Here is a 22,038-nt window from a genome sequence, read left to right on the forward strand (position 1 = left end):
CCGTCATTTCCGCTTTCCAGTTTTACCGCGTTTTACAATTTTGGCCTGTTTCCGTTCTTCCATTTGCAAAAGGACGGCCTGCCCGCCGGCCTTGCGGTCGGCATATCGGCTGTATCTCTCGACCATGGGAACGCTCATCCCCACCATGTCGCTGATCTGAAGGGCGGTGTATCCTTCCTGCCGCAACCGGATGACGGCATTGGCGCGAAGCCCATGCCAAACGACGCCGGCGAGTTCGGGATGGTCTTCCCTCACCCTGTCGAGCATCTTCCATAGGCCATTCGGGGTGAACGGCTTTCCGCTCTCCTGCCGCAAGAACGGACCCGGCCGCTTTTCCCACGTCTCCATTTCAGCCTCGAGCTCGGGGAAGATGGGACACCACGGCCGGACGCCGGTCTTTTTCTGACGAAGGCTGAAGCCACCTTCGTCGACATCGGTTGGGCCAAGCCGGACCATGTCGCTGATTCTCTGCCCGGTGAAACGCCCAAGCACGTAAGCGCGACGCAGCATGCCCGTCAGGTTCTTGTCGGCCCATGCGAGTTGCTCCGGCGACCACGGCTTATGCCCCTCGCCCTGCTCGAAATGAGGAACGCCTTGCGTCGGATCGCGGCTCAACAACTCGCGCGGTCCACATGCCCAACGACACATGGAGCGCAGCGCATCCAGCACGTTGTTGGCCGTTCCGGGCTTTTCGGCTCCAATCGTCTCGATGAGCGCCAGCACATGGGAGGGCCGGAGACTTTCAGCCTGGAGGTTGCCCCAAGCAGCGCGCACGGGGCGCAGAGACTGCTTGTATTTCTCCTGGGTGCTTTCCGCCAGCTTGCGGGGAAGACTCGGCCACGCGGCTTCGTACGCGTCGATCAAAGCGCCGATGGTGTTGGCCGTCACGGATCCGGCGATGCCTTGCGCCTGGCGAAGGGCTGTCCAGAATTCAGGCGACTGCGGATCGTTCGGGAGCTTGATCCGCGCCCCTACATGGTCGGTGCCCCTGCCCGGCTGATAGTAGAAGTATTCGCGGCCACGCGACACGACGCGGTGAACGCCTTTCGGCAGCGTGACGGCCGCTCTATGCCGGCGATGCGACATTCTTCAAACCCGCCAAGAAAGGATCGCCGGCGACCTCCGAAGCGCAACCTACGGACAACGATCCGAGTGCCGACTCCACATCTGCCCAGCACCAACGGACGCAACCGTTCGACAGCTTCACGGGCTGGGGAAGGACGCCGCGCCGGACCATCTCGTACACGGTCGATTCCGACACTTCGAGTTCACGTGCCAATGTGCTGCAGGTAATATAAGACGGCGGCCGGCTATGATCCGCCGGTTTCGAATAGCTGTTGGGGCGCGCCATGATCATGTCTCCGGCCGTTTACGCGATAATCTCGCCTTCTTCGTTCGCCTCAGCCAATTCGGTCGCAGCTGCTTTGAGGAAGCCTATCCCGATCACCAGAAGCCTGTAGCAGCCGTCCAAGGCCGCAGCTGAATACAATTCGGCGCTCGACGAAACGCTTTCGCGGATGTGAGCGTCATTGGTGAAAAGCGCAGTCGTCCCATCCCTGAAGATGAGGCGGGCTATCTTCCCGGTTTCTGCAATCTCGAAGCGAACCGCTCCTACATATTCCGCAGCGGCGGGATCGGTGATGAAGCCGGCGAGACACTCTTGCAGCGATTTGCCGACAAGGTCGCTCGGAACCCCTTCTCGGCCCACAATCCGCAGTTTCATCGCCTCCGGGGTCACCTTGGCCGCATCGCTGGCGCGCCTCGACACCAGCGAGAGAATCATCGCAGCCATCTGTTCCGGATTGATGTCGGGAGCATAGCGACCGCGGACAGTCGACAGAACATCGATATCTCGCAAGAAGCGGACCCGCTGATCCACCTCACCCGCATTGCCAGAAAATTGCGCAAGGAAGCGTTCAAACTCTTTCGTAAGCATGGATATCTCCAATGTGATTTCCACATTAATTTGGTCCAGCGCGCATCCTTTGTCAAATGTGGAAATGACATTTAGCGTGGAGCACGCCTAATTTCGCCGCTGGAAACCCACCCCTGCCGGTATATCAGCAGGGGTCAGATTGCGGTCATCACGCCGGAAGATCGCGCGCATCGTCTTCAAGCTCGTCACTGCCGCTATAGCCGGCAGCGGCCCAATCACCTTGATGAGCCAAGTTATTCAAGGCCCCAAGGGAAGGTTCATCGTCGGTATCCGGCTCCTCGTCGCCGCCGTCCTCATCGTCAACGGCCGGCTCGATTTCAGCGTCGCCATCAATCTCGTCCAGCAGCGCAATCAGATTCTCAATCGCGGCTTCCAGCCGAAGCCGCATGGTGAGTGTGATCGGCAGGAACAAGATCGGCTCCAGGCGAGTGTTCATGCTGCGTGCTCGCGGGGATAGCCGTCACAGGTGCTTCCGATCTCCCGGAAGTTGTCCGTGATTCTCTGAGAGAGCTGCCCGGCCAGATCACGAGCGATCCACAGGAGAGCACAAATGCGATCCAGTTGGGTGTCTCGCTTGCCATCCCGCTCGAAGCTCATGTCCATGATGCTGTCGACGATCGTGTCGAGAAGCTCGTGAAGATGGGCTGTGTCGGAATCGAGGTGGTTGAGGTCATAGGATTTGGAAGTTGGCACTTCTGCTTTTTGGGCTTCATTGGCGCTGGCGGCCTCCGCAATCTCCCAGCGACGATCAGCCAGGTCTTCGCATTCGAGTTCGGAAGCGAAGAACTTGAAAGCTACATTGACCATGCTCGACGCGAGCGGAGAGCCGACAAATTCATCGTTCTCGTCCACAGCCAGCCGCAAGGCGGCAACAGCGGATTTCCGGCTAGGGGCGGCCTCAGTCCAATTCGAGAGGCGTTGAAAAAAGGGACTGTAAATAGAGTCCATCAACGCGTCTCTTTCATCATCCTCAATGCCTCGAACACGATTTGCGAAATCGCGGCCGGCCTCGAAGGATCTGATGGCGTCAAGCAAACGGTCGCCAGTTTCCGCTTCTGTGTTGAGGGCGGCGTTCGAAATAGCGCTCAATGTCCGGACATGCTGGTTCATGATCTTCTCCAAGGATGTAGCGGGCGAAATTGCCTGCGGTTCATTGGAAGAACCGGTGCCGCTACCGCCCGGTGCACAAGGATTCGTGCCTCCCGATATCCTCGCTGTTGTCCGGAGCTTTTCGGGGTCAGAGTTCCCAAGGATTGAATCCTGTCCCTCAATTGTTGACAAAGGATTCTCGTGGCGAGTCCTTGCGGTTCGCATCGTTTGCTCCTACGATTGTGCCAACGGCACATTTATGGTGACAGGTGCACCATACAGGAATTCAACATGGTGACAAGTGCACAAATTCGTGCCGCGCGCGGGCTATTGAACTGGACTGTTCGCGATCTCGCCGAGCGCTCTGGTGCACACCGTAATACGATCACCAGGATCGAAACAGACGCCACTGGCCCGGGCTATTCGATCGACGCAATCCAGCGCGCGCTCGAAGCGGCCGGAGTAATCTTCATCGAGGGGGACGGCGAAGGGCCAGGCGTCCGCCTGCGTAATACGCCTCAAGCGGCCGAGTAGCACATCAATGCCAGCCGGCAGCCGCGCGAAGTCGTCGAACGAGATCGATCCGTTCACACACATCAGGGAAGAGGAACAGGCGCTGCAGGTCCTGCGCATACTCCTGCACGACGCTTTCGGCGGGCATGGCAGCAATCGTACTATCGGCGCCTGCCTGGAAGAAATCGGGCTCTACGGCAGCCCGACACAGATCCGCGAAATCTTGCAGCGGCTTGAGGCGCAAGGATTGCTTAGGTCCAGGACTGTCGAAGGTTACGACGAAGCCCATCTGATCGTATCGCTCACCGACGAGGGAGAACGGGTTGCGCGCGGCAAGCAGATGGCTGATGGCGTCGCGCGACCCAGCCGCGACTAGAAGGATTCGCCTCATGATCGAATAGGATTCCCGGATAATGTTCCAGGCGGAAACATTAGGCCTATTGTCTTAAATCCTTCGTGGGTCTGCAAATTTGCAGACCCTGATTCCCTAGCTTCCGATAACCTCGAACTTGTCGAAGCCTAGCAGCGCACGCGCCGCCTCAAAGGAGTATCGTCATTCCCATTCAGCTTTGATCTCTCCGCCAAGTTCCCTGACCGCTCGTGCGATGATACGAGCACTGAACCAGTTCCTACGCCACTCCGAGCGTTGGAAGTATTTCCCGGATTTTGCATAAAAGTCTAAGTCGGGCATGGTGTAACCCTTTTCGAAGCAATGTGTCCGGAGCTGATCTAGCATCGTGTTGCCAGTAACCTTGTACGGCTTTCTGTCGCGGCGCATGCCACGCTTGTTCGCAGCAACACGGATTGCATCCTCCGATCTGCCGGGAAATGCAGCAAGAAGTTCGCGCCAGGTGGCAGAATGATAGATCTTGCGAAGACGCATTACATCCGCCCCGGTCCACTGATTCCTCACCGGGGTCAGCCCCAATTCGTTACACTTGTGGCGGATCGCCTCAGCGCTTCGCCGTGGCAGGCGCTGTGCAATCGCATCCCTATCTGGATAGTGATCCCGGCACTGATTCAATTCGTCGTCGGTCCAGAGGTCCTGCCCAGCAAGATTCTTGCCTGTGCGGACCATGCGCTCGCGAAGTTCCATAGCGGCTTTCGCGCCATCTATGTGGCGGCGGCTGGACGGAGACAGAGGCATGCCGCATTGAAGCAGATGGAGACAGCACGCGCGATGAGCTACTTGCCAATACACCCGCTTTCCACAACTCGCTTATAAGGGCCGCAACATCGATCGGCAGGAGCGTTTGTCGAAAATCCAAGCGAATCGCTGCGAAGAAGGCGGCAACGTTGGCCCAACAGAAGGCCATCGCAGCCGAAGCTAAAGTCGCCATCACCGGCCGTCTGAAAGACCCGAATAACTGTTTCAGTGGTGGTCACGTGAAACTATTCCGGACGGGAATGGTTTTGGGCGGCCCTTCTGGGATCCCGTGCGGCACGGCACTGCTTTAATGCGCGAGGCGCTTACACAAGCCCGCCCGGAACTAGCAGCCAGTCAGGTATTTGCTTGGACGCATGGCGCGACTAACTCGAAGCTTTCTGCTCCGAAAACATTCTGATTAAGACGGGTTGCCTCCAGACCATCACGGCCGGAAAATCCCTCGCACACACTCCGCGCAGCGTACGAACGTGCCATAAGCCGCCCGCTCGGATCGCGGGCACTTCGCCAACGACACCGAGCGGGGCTAAGGGCGCCACGCACACGGCAACGTCGCCATCCGCAGGTTTTTCGACACGATACCAACCAACGCTGGCCATGCGAGCACCAATGAAAGCGAGCATGCCACCGGCGCGCGTAATAATCGCCAGGGCACCAGCCTCATTACTGTAGCTGCCACGAATCCCAAGACCAGGATCCACGCCAAAGCAGTCACGCACATAGTTGCCGACGAAGAGCGTGCAATCTTGTTGCCCATACTGCCAGCGGTGCATGGCCGCAGCGTCTATGTACTCATAGGGCGTCATGCTGAACGCGCCAACGCTCGCTGGAACACCGTCGGCAATGCCGTGTCATCGCCCAACGCTACTAGATAACTGCGGTCCAGCGGACGGGTCGCACCATATCGACGCACGATCTCGGACCTCACACCGGTTTCTGAGATGACTGTCTGCTCGCAGAAGGCACCGAATGTGCCGGTCAGGTCGGTCTCTACCAGCTTATCCATTAGACCCGGAAAGTCGCGTTCACGGTCGTTTGACTGATGAAGGAAGGCAAATATCTCCGATTGCGACAAACTCGGCGCGGTGAGCAGCGGGGCAATTGGGTTCATCGCACCAGCCGGCAATTTTTCGCCGGCCGCTTGCCCGGCCACGAAATATGCCTGCGGCCCATTCAGCGCAGACCAGCCACAGAACACCAGTTGGTAAGCGAGAGAAAGGTCGGTTTTTTGTCGCTCGATGACCGCCCGCTGGACCAATAGGACGGCCTCTTCAAATGTTGTGGCGGATGAAGCGCGTTCGGCAAACCATTCCAACATCGACTCGGCGCCGCGCAGCGTCATCGCTCCGAAGTCCCGAAGGCGTCTGACCTTCGTAACAGGGGGAACGGCCGCGCCGGGATAGCGGCCGATTGCCAACCCATCAGTCAGAAGCCGAACATCCTTCGAACCGACATAGACGCAAAACGCGGTCACCGCGGCCCCATAATGAAAATCGGACTGGAAGCCAGCGCTAACAATGTGAAGTCTGAGATGATGGCAAAGACGGGAGGGTGGAGAGCCAAGCTTTCTCCATTCGGCCGGTAGATTTTCGGCGGAAGCACTGTTGTGCTCCGCAGAGCGGTTGCATACCTAAGTTTCATCTTCGATGCTCCTGCATTGCCATAAAGCGGGCGGCCCGGGAGAAAGCCCCGGCCGCCCGTCGCCTTGCCACCTTGACCCGCTATCCAGACTCGAGCGCCGGGAGGTGACTTTCCGTTATTGGCCTGGTTGTTCAGCCTCAGAATGTGCGCTCAGAGTGATTAGGGCTTGACGCCAAGGATCTTGCAGAAAGACTCAGGGTGCGCGAACCCGACATCTGCGCGAATGTGGCAGATGAAGCCGATCTGGCCATTGGCGGCGAACGCCTGGTCAAGCCGCTGGATGCTAAGGCTCTCGCGAAGCCCGAGAATCGCCTGACTGAAGTCGCCGACGAGAATCGTGGATGCCGCAACCTCGGTGCCCTGGGTCTGATTGATAGGCACGGACGTACTGACCAGGCGCTCAAGCGCCTTCACATCATCATGAGCGTTGAGCGGCTGATTGAGCGTGTCTTTCAGCTTGCGCAACGTGCGCGCCGTGCGCGGATTGTAGATAGCGGCATTGGCGGGGCCTGCGTTCTTCGCCTCGATCTCGTACAACGCATCAACGAACGGGTCATAGTTGGAGATCACCGCACCGTTGGCCCCGAGACTAACCGAACCGATTCCAGGCGTGTTGAACAGTCCAAGCGGCTCAACGACCGTGCCGGCGCCGAACAGGCAGGCCCTGTCCAGTTCGACCGACATCGACCCCAGAAGGGCCGTTTCGAGCGCCTGGTCGATGTTGACAGAGTCGGCCAGAACCTCCCGGCTCACCTTGACCAAGACGGAGAGCGACCGAGCGACAAAATCGACAGCCTCGAAATTGGGGTTGGATTCTGCAATGGCCGCATTCTCGGCGCGCCACGCCGGTACAGGGTCTGCGGCGGTGCGTACGATGCGCGTCTTCATCGTGTCGAGGATCATCGTCCTTGCGCCGGCCTTGATAAACGTCGTCCTCGCGCGCAGCTTGTCGAAGAACTCGCGCACGACGTAGGTGGGAACGGAATACCCGCCGGCGCTATCCGTGCCCTCCGAGAGGGCATTGCGCATGGCGTCCGATCTGGCACCGAAGAGCATGCCGTTGAGATAGGTGCCGACGGACGCTCCGGTGCTGCCGTCATATTGCGTGCGCAGCTTGGCGAGGTTCTCGTCCGAGTTGACGATTTCGACAACCTTGCCGGTGTTGGCATCGCGCCAGGAACCGTCGGCAGCGCCTCTAATAAGCCCGGCATCTTCGAGCGTCTGCATAGCGACCGCGCGGTTTTCGATCTCGCGATCGACGATATTCAGAAGCGCCATCGCGCCTTCGTATGCAGGCTCATCCTGCTTGGCATTCCAGTCCTGCCGGCCGACGAAATTATTGACCCAGTTGCGGAGTTCATTCGACAACCGCCTGAAGTCGGCAGGGTGTTTTGTCTTGCTGCGAAGGGCTTCGAACCGCCGCTCCACGTCGTCAAAGAAGTTGCTGTCCGCCTGCTGCATGGCGACGCGATTTTTCGCGACGGCCTCGCGACAGTCCTGCAGCGAGATATGTTTGGTCATGTGAGTACCCTTTGGGACAGCCGGCTTTTTCCAGACGCCGGCACGGTTGAACATCAGAGCAGCAAAGCTGCCCCGTTCGTGCCGACGCATTAGCCAGGCGCAAAGGGCGCGGGGTGGAGGCGTCTCTCACAGTGACTGGAAAGGCCAGTATGCGAGCCAATATGATTTTCGTACTGCTTTCCGATCAGATTTTCAAACCTGAAGCGACGATCCCGAGAAATCATCAACCGTTTTTGTACGGCTTTGAGATCGAGTGCTTTTGCCATGAGCCATTAAACCTTTCTTTTTGCAGGAAAAAATCTATTCGCTATTTTCGCGGCGATACGCGCTTCGACATCGACCGGTCCATGCCATCTGGGCCTAGACTTTCGCCCCCCACCCACCCTTGATGTCGTTTGATCCGCCATCGGCGAAGCCAGACCAAGGACCGCGTGTTTTTGCATTCGACGGAGCAAAACCGAGAGTGCCGGCCGCGTCTCTTCTTCGGCCGGACGATGATCTTCCCGCAGACCAAGCACCGGGTTTCGACCTCATCGAACGGGAGCTGACCCTGTTTCATGGCTGCGCCTCGGCCGCATCGGCAGCATCTCCGAACAGTTCGGGGTAGAGGTGCGGGTTCGCCCGCTGGAACGACGTCGGCTTCGATCGGGTGGGCACCGCTGGTTCACGTGCCTCGATTGGGCGGCGCGCAGGCTTTGGCCGCTCGGACAGCGCGAGCCACTTCCGCTCGGCGAGGTAACTGGCGAAGGTCCCGAAGAACTTTCGGCCAACAGCTTTTGTGGTGGAGATGTATCTATCAATCTCGGTCGCGGCGTCGCGGCGGTCTTCATCGCCCAGCTCGCACCAAGCCGCCAACGCATCCCCCCGACTGTCGGCGAAGCCAGTCGGCCAAGCTTTGCGAGCTGCCTCGAATTCTTCATTTTCGCGCGCGCGCTCTCTCTCTTTTCGTTTAACAGGGGTCGTTAACATTGGTGCCCGCTCATGGGTGGGCACCCCCTGCCCATCCTTGGGCGGGCACCCCTGCCCACCAGTGGGCACCCCTGCCCATGTATGGGCACCATCCTCGTAGTGGCTAATTTCGCCACCGTCGAGGTGCGGAAAATCCGCACCGTCCCGCGTATCGAGCAGAACGCGATATTCGTGCGCAGCATCAGCCCCGCTATCACGATAGATCACGCGGTGCTCAAGGTATCCGGCCTCAACCAGTCGCGTCAGCGAGCGTTGCACCGTGGCGCGACCGCATGCCAGCTCACGCGCCATCTTCACCTGAGAACGGCAGCACCAACCGCGATTGTCGGTATGGCGGCCGAGCAGACACAAGACCTGCAAGTCTCGCGGCTCCAGCCGCCTATCGGTGACAGCTGCGGCGGGAATGATCGAAAAGCGCTGGCGGCCGTTACTCATCGCCCAGCGCCTTTCGCCTCGCGCAGCGCCATAACAGCCTCATGCGCGGTGAGGCCAAAGCGCCTCCGCAGCGCCGGGATCAGCGGCCGCTCGGCCGTGTAGCGGTGGTCGCGATACCAGGCGGCGGCCTGTTCGATCGAGACGCTGGACTGGTGGGAAAGACCTGTCGTTCCGCCGACAGGCAGGTCAGCCGATGTCACGATTTCGGTTTTACAACAGTGCGGTTTGTTCCGCCCTTGTTCATGCTTTTCCGGGTTTTCGCTGGAAAACGCATCCCGTTGACATTCAACTGGAAATGGCCGCTTATCTGGAAGCCTCCACTTCTCCTCCTCCCCCCAAACTCCCCCCAAAAAGCCGCCGCACGCCACCCGGCCATCTTTGGCCGCATTGCCTGCAGACAGGCCAGCGCCAGGCGCACCCTCCCGAAACATCGAAATGCCTTTCGTCGAGCCGCGCGCCGTCCGGCTTGCGCCACCAAACTCGTGGGAAGACAGCCATGCAGAACCAAACCGATCATTTCATCGTGCTCACCGGCGGTCCCGGCTCAGGCAAGACCACGCTCATCGAAGCGCTTGCCGCGCGTGGTTATGCCACCGCGCCCGAGGCCGGACGCAACATCATCCAGGACCAATCGGCGGTCGGTGGATCCGCCCTACCCTGGGACAACAAGGCATTGTTCGCTGAATTGATGCTCGCGTGGGAATTGCGCTCCCACCGCGCCGCCGCCAGGCAGGACGGGCCTGTGTTCTTCGATCGCGGCGTGCCGGACACACTGGCCTATCTAAAGTTGTGCGGCCTGCCCACACCGGCGCACATGCAGAAGGCGGCTGAGCATTTCCGCTATAACCGCCGCGTCTTCATCGCGCCGCCTTGGCCGGAGATCTTCACCCAGGATGCCGAACGCAAGCAGGACATCGAGGAAGCCCAGCGCACCTACGACGCCCTGGCCGACACCTATCCGCGCTATGGCTATCAATTGATCACCTTGCCTCACGCATCGGTCGAGGAGCGGCTCGCCTTCATCGTTCAACGATTGAAGAAGCCGTAAGCGGCCTCAGCCGTCACGACCCGACATCATCAGGCCGCGCGCGGTAGCCTGGCACCTTCGGCCAGCGTGCGGTTGCGCCCGGCATGTTTGGCCGCGTAGAGCATCTTGTCGGCGCGGCCGATCGCGTCCCAAAGGTCCTCGCCGGCACGGCACTCGACGATGCCGAAACTGCAGGTAACCTTGAACCCTGCCGGCAGACCGGCCAGTTCGCAGCTGGCGATCGCGGCCCTGAGCTGCTCGGTCAGCATATAGGCATCGTCCGTCGAACAATCCCTGAGCAGGATGACGAACTCCTCGCCGCCGATGCGCGCCACGAGATCTTTTGCCCGCACCTGCTCGCGGATGACTCCAGCGACGGTCGAAAGCACGACGTCGCCGGCGGCATGGCCGAAGCGATCGTTGATCGACTTGAATCGGTCGATGTCGCAGGCGACAACGCTGAGGGGATTGCGCACGGCACCGGACAAAACCTCGACCGCGCGCGCCTCGAGACCACGCCGGTTGAGCAGGCTGGTCAAGAGATCGCTGTCGCGTTCGCTCTTGAGACCAAGAACCACGTCGGCGCACACAACCACGAGCAGGCCGAGCCCCATCGCTACGCCGAGCACCGACATGGCGAACTGCGCCCACAGCCAGAATGGCGATTCGAAGAAGGCGGCGATGTCACTAGTGGGCACCGAGCCGCCGGTAAGCAGTGTGCGCACCACGAAGGTCAGCGAAAGACCGGACAGGAGCCAAAGCATCGCTTTGTCGATGGTGCTGCCGCGCGTGAGATGCCGCAGCTTCCAGGCCGCGCTGAGCACGATACCGGCCATGCCGAGATTGAGCGCACAGGCCCTGATCTGGAGATTGTCCACGACATAATAGAAATAGCCGAGCAACCCGACCATCAATGCCATCCAGGCGGCATGTTCGAGGAGTGGCATCCGCTTGCCCGAGCGCGAAAGCACGCCTTCGGCCAGGAACAATGGCCCTGCCGTGTAGAGCACTGCGCAGGCCAGGCTGTTGAGGCCGATGTCGGACGGCCACAATGCGAGTTGCACCACCGTTCCGGCACTGACCGACAGGAAGGCCAGCGAAAACAGCACGAGATGCCGGCGCCGCCGATCAAGCAGCCAGACGCTGAAAAAGCTGGCCGCGAAAAGCAGCAGCAATGCCGAAGGAATGAACTTCAAGGTTTTCGCCCGCGCCCGTTGCCCGCGTCCAATGCAGCCCGACATCTACACGGCACGGGTAAACAAGAGGATAGCGCGGCACCTAAAAGCCGCGACATTCGGGCGCTGCGCTGGCTTTTTCGTCGCACAAACAAAAGGGCCGGACAATTGTCCGGCCCTTCCGATCAGTCTTGGGAGAGACTTATTCCGCCGGCGCTTCGACCACCTGACGGGCACGGCCGAGGGTGACCTGCGTCAGTACGAAGGCGATGACAGCGGCCAGCGTGATACCCGCCACCATCGGCAGCGGCGTGCCGTCGAAGAACAGTCCGGCGACGCCCATCGCCACCGCACCAATGGCGAAATGCAGCGTGCCCATCAGCGCCGACGCCGTCCCGGCGATGGTGCCGTGTTCTTCCATGGCCAGCACCGACGTGGTCGGGATGACGAGGCCGAGGAAGCCGTAGCCGATGAACAGCAGGCTTGCCATCACGCCCAGCCGGTCGACGCCCGAAGCCATCACCGCCAGCAGCACCACCATGGCGGTGGCGTAGCCGACGACGGCAACCTTCACCACGCGCTTCAGCCCGAACCGGTCAGCCAGCCAGCCGGTCATCTGCGACATGCCGATGAAGGCAACGGCGTTGATCGAGAAGAACACGCTGTAAAGCGATGGCGACAGGCCGTAATGGTCGATCAGAATGAAGGACGAACTTGCCAGATAGACGAAGAACGAGGCGATGCCGAAGCCGCCGATCGCGGTCAGGCCAAGGAAATTGCGATCCTTGAGCAGGAACCAGTAGCTCTTCAGCGCCGTGCCGAAGGATGATCCTACACGGTCCTCGACCGGCCGCGTTTCCTTCTGTGCCGTAGCCAAAAGCACAATGGCAATCACAGCAGCGCCCGTCAGCACCCAGAACACTGCACGCCAGCCAAGGGTTTCGATGATCAGGCTGCCGGACAGCGGCGCGAGGATCGGCGACACCGAAAACACCAGCATCAGCAGTGACATCAGCTTGGCGGCCTCATTGCCGGTATGCATGTCGCGCACGACAGCGCGCGGGATAGCCATGCCGGCGCTGGCACCCAGCCCCTGCAGGAACCGGAACGCGATGAGCCATTCGATGTTCGGCGCCATCGCGGAGCCGATGCCGCCGACGATGAACAGGGCAAGGCCGACATAAAGCGGCGGCTTGCGGCCATACATGTCGGACAGCGGTCCGACGACGATCTGGCCGAAACCCATCGACAGGAAAAAGATCAGAAGGCTCATCTGCACGGCGGACGTGCTGGCCTTGAGATCAGCACCGATCGAAGGCAGCGCCGGCAGATACATGTCGACGGCGAAGGCGCCAACGGCAGACATAAGGCCAAGCAACACCGCGGTGCGGAGGAAATGCGCGTTCATAATATGGCTCTTTCAATCTGGTTGACACCGCAATGCGGCGTCCAACCCAGGACGTTCCATCCCTCGAGATACCGACAACGGTGTGTCGATTCTCTCAATTCATAGTCCAGAAAATTAGACATCCTTGTCTAAATTGTCAATCACGACTATATAGATTTCCATGAGCCAGACGATTTCTGCTGACACCTTCCCGCCACGCGGCCACGAAGCCAAGCGCGCTTCGGTCATCTCCTCCGCCGCCAAGGTGTTTTGCCGGGAAGGTTTTGCTGGAGCCAATATCGACTTGATCGCGGTCGAAGCAGGGGTTTCGCGCCAGACGGTCTACAACCATCATGGCGACAAGGAGAAGCTGTTCGTCGCCGTTGTGCGCGAACTCACTGAACGGCTGAATGCCGAGAGCTTCGCTACGCTCGCCACTTTCCCGGATCAACCGAAGGATCTCGAGGCCGACCTGATCGCCTATGCCGTGCGCATGAACCGCAATTGCATCTGCAGCCGCGATGGCAAATTCCTGCGCAAACTGATCCAGACCGAGAGCGAACGCTATCCCGAACTGTTCGCTGAATGGCGCGAAAACGGCCCTGGCACGACATTGTCGGCGCTGGCGGCGCGTTTTGCCCGCCTCGCCTTTGCCGGCCATCTTGCCATCGAAGACCCGGACGTGACCGCTCGCCATTTCATCGCTCTCGTCAATGCCGAACTGCAGATTGCCTTCATGATGGGCATCCAGCCGACTGAAGAAGAAGTGCTGCGGTCCGCCACAAATGGCGTGCGCGCCTTCCTGCGGGCCTATGGCGCACGCCAGCCGGCCGGCTCATTGCGCGAAGCCATTACGGTCTGATCCAAACGGTAACCATCACGCCAAAAAACGCTGAAGCACGCTGGCTTGAACGGAGCCGGGCCTATATCCGGTTTACGAGCCCGCCAAGCTTGATTACAGCTATGCGGACGATTCAACGGAACCGCCCTGGCATATGGCCGACGACCACATCCGCTACGACATTCTGGCTCAAGAAGCTCTGCGCGGCGTCATGCGCAAGGTTCTGGCCGAAGTCGCACGCACCGGCCTGCCCGGAAACCACCACTTCTTCATCACCTTCCTGACCGGAGCGCCCGGCGTACGCATCTCCACGCGCCTGCGCGAACGCTATCCCGAACAGATGACGATCGTCATCCAGTTCCAGTATTGGGACCTGAAGGTGACCGAAGCCGGCTTCGAGATCGGCCTGTCTTTCTCGGATATCCCCGAAAAGCTCGAGATCCCCTTCTCCGCCGTGCGCGGCTTCTACGATCCCTCGGTGAATTTCGAGTTGGAGTTCGACGTCAAGACCGAGTCGTTGACCGAGATCGAAGAAAAGCCGGCCGTGGCACCAGTCGCGCTCGCGCCGGAAAAGAAGACCACGTCGAAGAAGAAGGCGGCGGAACCCGAAGTGGCGCCAGCCGAAGAGCCTGCCACCGGAAAGGGCGCCGACGTCGTTTCGCTCGACGCCTTCCGCAAGAAGTAGGGCCAGCGGCGCATGGCCGAGATCGTCAATCTCCGCCAGTTCAGAAAAGGCAAGGCGCGCGAGGATCGTAGCGCCGAGGCCGAGCGCAATCGTATCCTGCATGGTCGCAGCAAGACCGAGAAGCAGCGCGAGCGGCTGGAAGCGGAGCGCGCCGCCAATTTCGTCGAAGGTCATCGCCGCGAACCGGCGCCCGATAGCAAGCCGCCCTCCCCGGACCGGAACTGAGCTGGAAGACGTGAGCCTGGTCGAAAAACGCTCTGTCACCATTCGCGGCCATCGCACGTCCTATTCCCTGGAAAAGCCGTTCTACGACGAGCTCGTAGCCATCGCGGAAAACCGCACGATCACCGTCGCGGCCCTGGTCGCCGAGATCGACGAAACCCGCCCGTGCGAGGCCAATCTGTCCTCGGCGCTACGGCTTTATGTGCTGCATTGGGCGAAACAAAAGAACCAATAATTCGGTGCGCTATGGCGTTGGTGAAATTTCCGGGTGTCAGAGCAGCCCGCTCGAGCCATCGGGGAATATATCTTTCAGTATCTTCCGGGCATCTTCATTTCCTTGCCCTGCTGCCTTCCTCCACCAGCGCTCAGCTTCGACGAGGTCTTTCTTTACATCCCGACCATTGAAATAAACAACGCCGAGATCGTACTGCGCACCAGCATCTCCTTGTTCCGCAGCCTTCCTAATCCACTCCACCCCCAACACACCATCTTGCTTTGTGCCAATGCCGTTATAGTAAAATTTTCCAAGATTTGCTTGCGCTTCCTTCAATCCGCGCTCAGCAGATCGCCGCATCCATAAGAATGCGAGAAAATCATCCTTTTTCACCCCCTGACCATTCAGATACATTACGCCAAGGTGGAGTTGAGCTTCTGGGTGCTCTTGCTCCGCAGCTTTTTGCAACCAATGCAGAGCCAGCATCTCATTTTTCAAGACACCTTGCCCCTGCAGGTACATTGTCCCAGTCAGATATTGCGCCGAAACCTGCCCTTGCTCCGCGGCCTTACTACACCATTGGAATGCAGTCTCGTATTCCCGCGGCACACCGGTGCCCGAAAAATGCACCGAACAGAGATCATACTGTGCTTCGGCATTTCCCTGTTTAGCGGCCTTTCGAAACAATTGCACAGCCTTGGCATCGTCTCTAGCCACCCCACGCCCGCTACCATACATAGCACCCAGCGCCTGCTCAGCCTCAGGTAGCCCCTGGTCGGCAGCTTTGTGGAACCATTGAGCGGCCTGCGCGTCATCCTGTTTGACAGCGGTTCCGTATAAGTGGGCAACACCTAAACGGAATTGCCCCTGAGCGTCACCTTGCAGCGCAGCGAGGCGAAGCAACCGCATGGCTTCTTCGTCATCCTTTCCAACACCTTCACCTCTCATATAGAACCCAGAGAGCACTACCTGCGAGTACGCACTTCCCTTCTTTGCTGAATCTTCCAAATACTGTAAAGCAATTCTTAGGTCTTTTGAAACTCCAGATCCCGTATAATACTTACATGCGAGATAAATTCTATAGTAATCACTACCTATAGAAAGACGTTTTGCTTTCTCGAGGCCAATTTCACCGACGCCATCCTGGCATCCACGAGTCAAGCCTATTTCGGTTTTGTGGAAGGCGAAGAAATAGATGCCCGCAACACCCAGAAACCAGAGAACGACCGGCCACCGCTGAAGCAGCTGAGAGACTTTGATCGACGATAGCAAAACTGCCCCCGTATCACGCGCAGATCGGGATCACCTTGCCAACAACGGGCGGATGTTTTCAAGAGATAGAATTGTTCAAATCATCCTTCAGGCCACCGCAATTACAACGGGAATCCTCATGATTTTGCAGATACTTACGACACAACGGGAAAAGCCGGCGCAGTAGACCGTCCTGAGGAGACGCAAGGCTTATCGTCTTCATTGCGGCTCTATATGCCGGGACATATGAAACAGGTCGCGTGTTCAGAACACCACCTACCGGCAGGTTCGCACGCTTCGATCACATCCGCGAGAACAGCGCCGCCAGTCGCAATCGCGCCACAATCGCTTCCGCATCATCGCGTGTAAGGGACTCGCTGCAACACAACCACAAGGGTGTGTCGATGAAAAACCTGGCGCTTGCAGGAATGATCGCAACCATATTCGCCATGCCGGTTTCCCAGGCAGGGGCCGTGGGCTGCCTGACCGGAGCCGTTGCGGGCGGCGTGGCCGGGCACTATGCTGGACACCACGGCGTCGTCGGCGCGGTTGGTGGCTGCGTCGCCGGCCATGCCCTGCATAAAAAGCAGGTGGCGGCACGCAAGCTGAAGCATCAGCAGGAACTTCAGCAACAGCAGACGGCGCCCACACAGGCCACGCAGCCGGCGCAATGACCTGACGACGACCAGGCCGCGCCCGGCGGCGACCTGCCTGACGCACGCCGCTGCGATACGCGGCGGCCGGTTCGGAAACGGCGACTTCCGGCAATTTGGGGGGAATGACGATGGAAGATGCCACGCAGGAACATCTGGAACAGGCCGAACACGCCGAACATGCGGCAAGCGAAGGCAACCCCTTCCTCATCACCGTTTCGGTGACGATCGCTGTGCTTGCGGTGTTGGCGGCGACCGTCGGCAGCTTTGAATCGCTTGAGACCGCCGAGGCAATCAACGACAAGAGCGACGCCGCCTATCTGCAGAACAAGGCGAGCGACCAATGGGCCTTCTATCAGGCCAAGAGCATCAAGAAGAACCTTTACGAAGTGGCTGCGGCGCAAGGCGGGCCAACAGCGGACGCGATGACCGCCAACGCCAAGCGCAACGAGCAAGACAGCGCCAAGATCCAGGCCGACGCGAAAGCCCTGGAGCAGCAGGTCGACGAAAAGCTGACCGACAGCGAATTGCACACGCGCCGCCATCACATCCTGACGCTGGCGGTAACCTTGCTGCACATCGCCATCGCCATCGCCACATTGTCCATCATCATGCGCGGGCGACGCTGGCCATGGCACGGGTCGCTGGCACTGGGCGTGATCGGCCTGCTGGCCGCCGGCTTCGCCTATCTTTGAGGCTCAGAGAGAGCTGCTGCAGCCGGCGGTTTTCCCGCGTCAGCCGATACGTCTCGCCATCATCACCTCGTCGACTTCCCTGCCTTCGTGGATCACGCCGGCTGGAATGCGGCCGAACGGGATAAACCCGGCGCGTTCATAGAAACGTTGCGCCTGGCCATTGTCGGCGTTGATCGTTAGTTCGAGCTGCAGAATGCCGATGCCGCACGCATGTTCGGCGAGCGTGTCGAGCAGTGCCTTGGCCATGCCGGTGCCGCGCTCACTGGTCCGCACATAGACCATGACGATGGTAGCGCGATGGCGCGATTTCGAAGACTGCTCCCGCAACAATCCCATCAGGCCGACCGGCTCGGCGCCGCGAAAGGCGATGAAGACCGGGTTGGCGGCAATGCGCCGCCGCCATTCCTCGTCTGGCAAAACCTCCCAGTCCTCCACCCGACTGGCGAAAGCCGAAGGCTCCAGCCGCAGCGCTTCGATACGGATCTGCCTGAAGGCTTCGGCATCGTCGACATCGGCCAGCCTCACGCTGACATCGTTCATCGCAGCCTCCCTTCATTGGCCATAGTCCGCAGCCGCGCCTGCTTGGCACAGTCACGATGGCCCGGCTTTTTCGCGCTACTGCAGCGACTTCAAGAAATCCCGAATCGAAAACGGCTCCAGCGCCGGTTTGGGCGCCGATTTGGGCACTGGTGTCGGGGCCGGAACGGGCTCGGCACGCGGCGCAGGCACGACAGTTGGCGTCTGCTCGGCAGCCCGGCGTTCCGCCTCCAGCCTGGCCTTTTCCTCAACGGCCAGTCTGATCGCCGCTTCCGCCTTGCGCCGCTCGACCTCTGCGGCCGCTGCCTGTTCGGCGCGGGCTTTCTCTTCCGCGTCGGCCTTCGCCTTGGCCTCGGCGGCAGCCCTGGCGTCCGCTTCCGCTTTTTGCCTGGCCTCTTCTTCCGCCTTGCGCCTTGCTTCCTCGGCGCGATCGCGCTCTTCCTGCAACGCCACATAGTAGCGCGCTTCGCGACGCAACCTCTGCTTCTCCAGCAAAACCGCCTGCATCGCCTCCACCCGCTGCTGCTCCTTCTCCAGCGCCCGCTGCGTCAGGAACTGCGCCAGCGGCGCGCTGTCGAACGCGCGCGCCGGTGCCGCTATCGGTCCGTCGATGCTGTAGTTCAGCGCCGGCTCGGAGCCGACAAGCGCCTCGTCGCCCGGGCGATAGGTCAGCGTACCGCGCGCGGTGGCCGTTGCCTTGACGAGATCAGCGGAAAGCTCCGCCGACAGTGTCGAGGCCGGTGTCTCGAAGCTGACGGGCGGCGCGCGCAGCACGCCCCCGGCCACGGTGAAGGCGATGTCGGCATCGTGTGCAACGTAGCTGCCCTGCCCCACGATGCCGGGAGCGAAGCCTGCCGTCCGCGCCGCATCGATGTCGCGGCCGAGCTCGTCCGCCTTGCTCAGCAAGGCCGGCAGCGCATCCGGATTGAGGTTGGCGATCGTCATGCCTCTCAGCGCCGCTGTTCCCGAGCCTGCAAGCGAACCGACCATCGCGTCGACCGATTTGCCGCTGCTGGTAAGCGTGGCGGTGAAAGTACCGGAGCCCGACAGACCCGAAGCCGGCAACAGCGTGGCGAGATCAGTGCTGGAAAGCGTCGCCTGGCCGCTGAACAGGCCGTTGCCGTCATTGTTCTTTAGGTCGAACAGACCGGTGATCGTGCCACCGAACAGTTTCGCCGTCAGGTTGGAAACACCGAGCCCATCATCGCTAAGCTTCAGCGACATCGAGGCGTCGTGGGCGGTTGTCAGCGGCCCGGCGAACAGCGTGGCCGCGCTCAACTCAAGGTCGGCGGTCGCCTGCATCGCGGGTTTGGCGGCAAAGGGCGCCTTCGGCCAGTTGCTGCCGTCGCTTGCCAATGCGTCATTGCCGAACAGCATCGCCGCCAGCGGGTCGAGATCGAGCGTATCCAGCGCCAGCTTGCCGGTGAGATGCGGCCGTCCGTCATCAAACGCCGCGCTCAGATTGCCCGACACGGCGGTGCCGCCGACGCCGCCCTTGAGATCGGAAAGCGTCGCCTGGCCGTTGCCATAGCTTGCATCGGCCGACAGGCCAACCGCCGCCCCCATGCCCATGGTCGGCAGCACCACACCGGTGCTCATCAACCACGGCTCGATGTCGGTAGCGTCGAGACCGGTCTTTCCCTTGGCCTCCAGCCCCTGCGGCGTGTCGGTGAGCGTCCCGTCGAAACGCGCGCGGAAATCCAGTCCCGACAGGTTGAAGGCGGTGGCGATGCCGCCGGCCAACGTACCACGGGCAGTGATGTCGGTGGTCGCTTCGCCCAACATGCCAAGCGGCAGCGCCGGCAGCCCGTAAAGCGCGAGCAGAGCCGTGGCGTCAGGATTCTTCGCGTCGAATGTCAGCGAAAACGGCGCCTTGGCGAGCTCCGTCGCGCGCCCATGCGCCGACAGCGAAACCGACAGCGCGGAACCGCCCACCTTGCCCTTACCCGAAAGCGCCAGCCCCGTGGTGCCGTCGCCATTGTCGGCCGCGCTCATCACCACGTCGAGGCGCGCATCGGCGAACAGCCCCGGAAACGCTTTGCCGCGCTCTGACAGCGCCGACAGCACCCGATTGTCCGGGAAGCGGCTGGCCGCCGTGTCGATCAGCGGTGCCAGGTCGTCACCCAGCATCGAAGCATCGAGACTGCCGGTCGGCGCGGCCGGAAAATCCTTGATGCGGCCTGTCGCGCTCACCGCCGTGCCCGCCAATCCGCCGATCGACAATTTGTCGATCTCCAGCGTACCGGCGCGCAACCGCAGCGCAGTGTCCAGCGTGTCGGCGGAAAAGCCCCAGGCATTGACCGGCCCGGCCTTGATCTTGGCGTCCAGATCGCTCGCGGCGAAGCGGCTGGAACCCTTGTCCGATACGAATAGCGAGGCGAACGCCGTCAGCCCTTCGACATCGAGGGCGCTGCCTTCCAACTGCATCGCCACGGCCGGCCTCGCTCCGGTCGACTGGTTGGCGTCGAGGCTGCCGCGAAAGCTGGCCTTGCCGAGCGCCAGTTCGAGGTCGTCGAACTTCTGGCGGGCATCGGTCAGGTCGACCTTGGCGCGGAATCCCGCTCCAGGCAGGCGGCGGATCGCCTCATCGACATCTTTCGACAACCAGGCGGCAAAGCCGGAAGGTTGCGCCACCGCCAGGAGCAGCGAGCCGGTGAACCGCACTTCCCCGTCGACGCCGAGCAGTCCGTCGGCTTCCAATGTGGCGCGGCCGGGCAACGTCGCCGCCAGCGATTTGACCGCCCATCCGCCGCTGGTGGGTTCGGCCGATACGGCAACGTCGCGGATCGTGGTGTCACCCGCCACCACCGCCGGCAGCTTCACCTCGACCGTGCCGGGCATGGCCGGCTTGGGCAGCGCGAGCAGAACCCGCTCCAGCGCCGCAACGCGTTGCGGCATCGTCACGCCCGGACCTGCGCCGGATGCCTCGTCGAACTGTACCTGGGCGCCGCTGGCGGTGATGGCGAAGCGCGGGTCGGCACCGAGGTCGATTGAGGCCTTGCCGTCGGCCGAATAAGGATTGTCGAGCGGCCCGGTCTCGAAACGGAATTCGTTGACGGCCAGCTTGCTGTGATCGAGCTGGAATTTACCGGTCAACCGATAGCCGGGCGGTGCCTTGCCACCTTCCGCAGTGCCCGTCGCGCCTGCGTCCGGCTTGCCTTCGGCGGCCGGCCGGGCGCCATTGTCGCCAAACAGGCGGAATTGGCCTGCATAAAGCGCCTTGCCGTCCTCGACGCCAGCCGTGCCGTCTGTCTCGAAGGACAACGGGTAACCCTCGGGGTCGGCTTTGACCTTCAGCGCGATCTTGCCGGCCCCGTCCGCCTTGCCGGTCGTAGCATTGACGCGCGTGGCCACGCCGTCGGCCTTCAGCGCACCTTCCATGCGCCACGGTCCGGCCAGCGATTTTGCCGAGACGACGGCATTGATATCGCTCAAAAGATGGGTGCGGCCGCTCGCCTCCTGGCGCAGTTCGACAGAACCGCCGGTCACCGTCAGCTTTTCGATCGAAACTTGCGCAGGATCGAAGGGCGAAGACGGCCGCACCGTCCAATCGACCTTCCCATCCGCCGCGATGCCGATCGTCGCCTTGGGTCGCACCAGCCGCATATCGAAGATCAGCACCTCGCCGCGCAGGAACGGCGCCAGCTCCGCATCCATCGAGAAGGTGTCGACCGTCATTGCAGCAGCACCGCCGGGACCGCCCGCCACTGACACGTCGGTGAAGGTCACCGACGGGAACGGCAGCAGCCGCGCCGTGGCGCTGCCTTTCACTGTCACCTTGCGGCCAAGGATGGCACTCGCCTCGCGCTCGAAGTCGGCACGGTAGCCCGTCCAGTCGATGAACGGCGGCACCACCAGCGCCGCAAGCAGCGCCAGCACGAACAGGCCACCGAAGATAACGAACAGGCGTGCGAGCATCACTCCGAAACCGCTGGGTAAAAATGTGCCCGCAATCTAACGGCAATGCTGCGTTGATAAAGTGGCATCTCGCAATCCATTACATTTGTCGGTGCATTCGTGAATGTCGCTGATGGAAAAATGACGAAATCCACGCGCTAGTTTCGCCTTGCACTGCCTGGCCG

Annotated in this window: 24 protein-coding genes; 9 read left to right on the forward strand and 15 right to left on the reverse strand. The window is 60.9% G+C overall.

Annotated elements, in window-relative coordinates; all coding sequences use genetic code 11:
- Positions 1 to 3: 3 nt before the first annotated feature.
- From QFZ88_RS04795 to QFZ88_RS04810, 4 genes are all read right to left on the reverse strand, one after another.
- A complete protein-coding gene (locus QFZ88_RS04795) occupies positions 4 to 1,086 on the reverse strand; it encodes a tyrosine-type recombinase/integrase (RefSeq protein WP_081766884.1) in 1,083 nt (360 codons plus the stop codon).
- A 283-nt stretch (positions 1,087 to 1,369) separates the two neighbouring features.
- On the reverse strand, positions 1,370 to 1,936 hold the full coding sequence (locus QFZ88_RS04800) for a hypothetical protein (protein WP_024924479.1): 567 nt from the start codon (positions 1,934 to 1,936) through the stop codon (positions 1,370 to 1,372).
- A 148-nt stretch (positions 1,937 to 2,084) separates the two neighbouring features.
- Positions 2,085 to 2,372, reverse strand: coding sequence for a hypothetical protein (locus tag QFZ88_RS04805; RefSeq protein ID WP_024924478.1), 288 nt, complete (start codon positions 2,370 to 2,372; stop codon positions 2,085 to 2,087).
- The gene (locus tag QFZ88_RS04810) at positions 2,369 to 3,046 is read right to left on the reverse strand and encodes a hypothetical protein (RefSeq protein ID WP_024924477.1); all 678 of its coding nucleotides are present in this window, start codon (positions 3,044 to 3,046) and stop codon (positions 2,369 to 2,371) included. The genes QFZ88_RS04805 and QFZ88_RS04810 overlap by 4 nt, the downstream gene beginning before the upstream one ends.
- Before the next feature lie 270 nt (positions 3,047 to 3,316).
- On the opposite strand from QFZ88_RS04810, the gene QFZ88_RS04815 reads away from it, so the two are divergent.
- Together QFZ88_RS04815 and QFZ88_RS04820 are read left to right on the forward strand one after the other, a co-directional pair.
- Positions 3,317 to 3,559, forward strand: a complete 243-nt coding sequence (locus tag QFZ88_RS04815) for a helix-turn-helix domain-containing protein (RefSeq protein WP_024924476.1) — start codon at positions 3,317 to 3,319, stop codon at positions 3,557 to 3,559.
- A gap of 7 nt (positions 3,560 to 3,566) precedes the next feature.
- Positions 3,567 to 3,914 (forward strand): hypothetical protein, encoded by a 348-nt coding sequence (locus QFZ88_RS04820; RefSeq protein ID WP_024924475.1) that lies wholly within the window; start codon positions 3,567 to 3,569, stop codon positions 3,912 to 3,914.
- Positions 3,915 to 4,091: 177 nt separating this feature from the next.
- On the opposite strand, the gene QFZ88_RS04825 is transcribed toward QFZ88_RS04820, so the two are convergent.
- From QFZ88_RS04825 to QFZ88_RS04850, 6 genes are all read right to left on the reverse strand, one after another.
- Complete coding sequence (locus tag QFZ88_RS04825) at positions 4,092 to 4,634, reverse strand: hypothetical protein (RefSeq protein ID WP_051504754.1); 543 nt, start codon at positions 4,632 to 4,634, stop codon at positions 4,092 to 4,094.
- A 434-nt stretch (positions 4,635 to 5,068) separates the two neighbouring features.
- Positions 5,069 to 5,509, reverse strand: coding sequence for a DUF6950 family protein (locus tag QFZ88_RS04830; RefSeq protein ID WP_024924473.1), 441 nt, complete (start codon positions 5,507 to 5,509; stop codon positions 5,069 to 5,071).
- Positions 5,506 to 6,045, reverse strand: coding sequence for a hypothetical protein (locus QFZ88_RS04835; RefSeq protein WP_024924472.1), 540 nt, complete (start codon positions 6,043 to 6,045; stop codon positions 5,506 to 5,508). Before QFZ88_RS04835 ends, QFZ88_RS04830 begins: the two co-directional genes overlap by 4 nt.
- A gap of 458 nt (positions 6,046 to 6,503) precedes the next feature.
- Positions 6,504 to 7,865 carry a phage major capsid protein gene (locus tag QFZ88_RS04840; protein WP_024924471.1) on the reverse strand — a complete coding sequence of 454 codons (1,362 nt, stop codon included), beginning with the start codon at positions 7,863 to 7,865 and terminating at the stop codon, positions 6,504 to 6,506.
- 555 nt (positions 7,866 to 8,420) lie between these two features.
- The gene (locus QFZ88_RS04845) at positions 8,421 to 9,269 is read right to left on the reverse strand and encodes a helix-turn-helix domain-containing protein (protein ID WP_024924470.1); all 849 of its coding nucleotides are present in this window, start codon (positions 9,267 to 9,269) and stop codon (positions 8,421 to 8,423) included.
- A complete protein-coding gene (locus QFZ88_RS04850; RefSeq protein ID WP_024924469.1) occupies positions 9,266 to 9,469 on the reverse strand; it encodes a hypothetical protein in 204 nt (67 codons plus the stop codon). The genes QFZ88_RS04845 and QFZ88_RS04850 overlap by 4 nt, the downstream gene beginning before the upstream one ends.
- Before the next feature lie 296 nt (positions 9,470 to 9,765).
- On the opposite strand from QFZ88_RS04850, the gene QFZ88_RS04855 reads away from it, so the two are divergent.
- Positions 9,766 to 10,317, forward strand: coding sequence for an AAA family ATPase (locus QFZ88_RS04855; protein WP_024924468.1), 552 nt, complete (start codon positions 9,766 to 9,768; stop codon positions 10,315 to 10,317).
- Positions 10,318 to 10,346: 29 nt separating this feature from the next.
- Here QFZ88_RS04855 and QFZ88_RS04860 read toward each other — a convergent pair whose 3' ends face one another.
- Positions 10,347 to 11,492: a GGDEF domain-containing protein gene (locus tag QFZ88_RS04860; RefSeq protein WP_024924467.1), complete on the reverse strand. Its 1,146-nt coding sequence runs from the start codon at positions 11,490 to 11,492 to the stop codon at positions 10,347 to 10,349.
- A 181-nt stretch (positions 11,493 to 11,673) separates the two neighbouring features.
- Positions 11,674 to 12,879 carry a multidrug effflux MFS transporter gene (locus tag QFZ88_RS04865; RefSeq protein ID WP_024924466.1) on the reverse strand — a complete coding sequence of 402 codons (1,206 nt, stop codon included), beginning with the start codon at positions 12,877 to 12,879 and terminating at the stop codon, positions 11,674 to 11,676.
- Between the two features lie 160 nt (positions 12,880 to 13,039).
- On the opposite strand from QFZ88_RS04865, the gene QFZ88_RS04870 reads away from it, so the two are divergent.
- From QFZ88_RS04870 to QFZ88_RS04885, 4 genes are all read left to right on the forward strand, one after another.
- Positions 13,040 to 13,720, forward strand: a complete 681-nt coding sequence (locus QFZ88_RS04870) for a TetR/AcrR family transcriptional regulator (RefSeq protein ID WP_024924465.1) — start codon at positions 13,040 to 13,042, stop codon at positions 13,718 to 13,720.
- Positions 13,721 to 13,853: 133 nt separating this feature from the next.
- On the forward strand, positions 13,854 to 14,384 hold the full coding sequence (locus tag QFZ88_RS04875) for an SspB family protein (RefSeq protein ID WP_024924464.1): 531 nt from the start codon (positions 13,854 to 13,856) through the stop codon (positions 14,382 to 14,384).
- Positions 14,385 to 14,396: 12 nt separating this feature from the next.
- On the forward strand, positions 14,397 to 14,609 hold the full coding sequence (locus QFZ88_RS04880; protein ID WP_024924463.1) for a DUF4169 family protein: 213 nt from the start codon (positions 14,397 to 14,399) through the stop codon (positions 14,607 to 14,609).
- 10 nt (positions 14,610 to 14,619) lie between these two features.
- Entirely contained in the window at positions 14,620 to 14,841 is a 222-nt protein-coding gene (locus tag QFZ88_RS04885; protein ID WP_024924462.1) for a ribbon-helix-helix domain-containing protein, read from the forward strand.
- A 36-nt stretch (positions 14,842 to 14,877) separates the two neighbouring features.
- Here QFZ88_RS04885 and QFZ88_RS04890 read toward each other — a convergent pair whose 3' ends face one another.
- On the reverse strand, positions 14,878 to 16,092 hold the full coding sequence (locus QFZ88_RS04890; protein WP_139116494.1) for an SEL1-like repeat protein: 1,215 nt from the start codon (positions 16,090 to 16,092) through the stop codon (positions 14,878 to 14,880).
- 383 nt (positions 16,093 to 16,475) lie between these two features.
- Between QFZ88_RS04890 and QFZ88_RS04895 the strand changes: the two genes are divergently transcribed.
- Together QFZ88_RS04895 and QFZ88_RS04900 are read left to right on the forward strand one after the other, a co-directional pair.
- Entirely contained in the window at positions 16,476 to 16,745 is a 270-nt protein-coding gene (locus tag QFZ88_RS04895) for a hypothetical protein (RefSeq protein ID WP_036255050.1), read from the forward strand.
- Positions 16,746 to 16,855: 110 nt separating this feature from the next.
- Entirely contained in the window at positions 16,856 to 17,419 is a 564-nt protein-coding gene (locus QFZ88_RS04900; RefSeq protein ID WP_024924459.1) for a DUF4337 domain-containing protein, read from the forward strand.
- 39 nt (positions 17,420 to 17,458) lie between these two features.
- Here the strand turns inward: QFZ88_RS04900 and QFZ88_RS04905 are convergent, their stop codons facing one another.
- Positions 17,459 to 17,959, reverse strand: coding sequence for a GNAT family N-acetyltransferase (locus QFZ88_RS04905; RefSeq protein ID WP_024924458.1), 501 nt, complete (start codon positions 17,957 to 17,959; stop codon positions 17,459 to 17,461).
- Between the two features lie 75 nt (positions 17,960 to 18,034).
- A complete protein-coding gene (locus QFZ88_RS04910; RefSeq protein ID WP_024924457.1) occupies positions 18,035 to 21,874 on the reverse strand; it encodes an AsmA family protein in 3,840 nt (1,279 codons plus the stop codon).
- Positions 21,875 to 22,038: the final 164 nt, after the last annotated feature.

Origin of the sequence: Mesorhizobium sp. YL-MeA3-2017, from assembly GCF_030814575.1 — a bacterium.
Taxonomy (GTDB): Bacteria; Pseudomonadota; Alphaproteobacteria; order Rhizobiales; family Rhizobiaceae; genus Mesorhizobium; species Mesorhizobium terrae.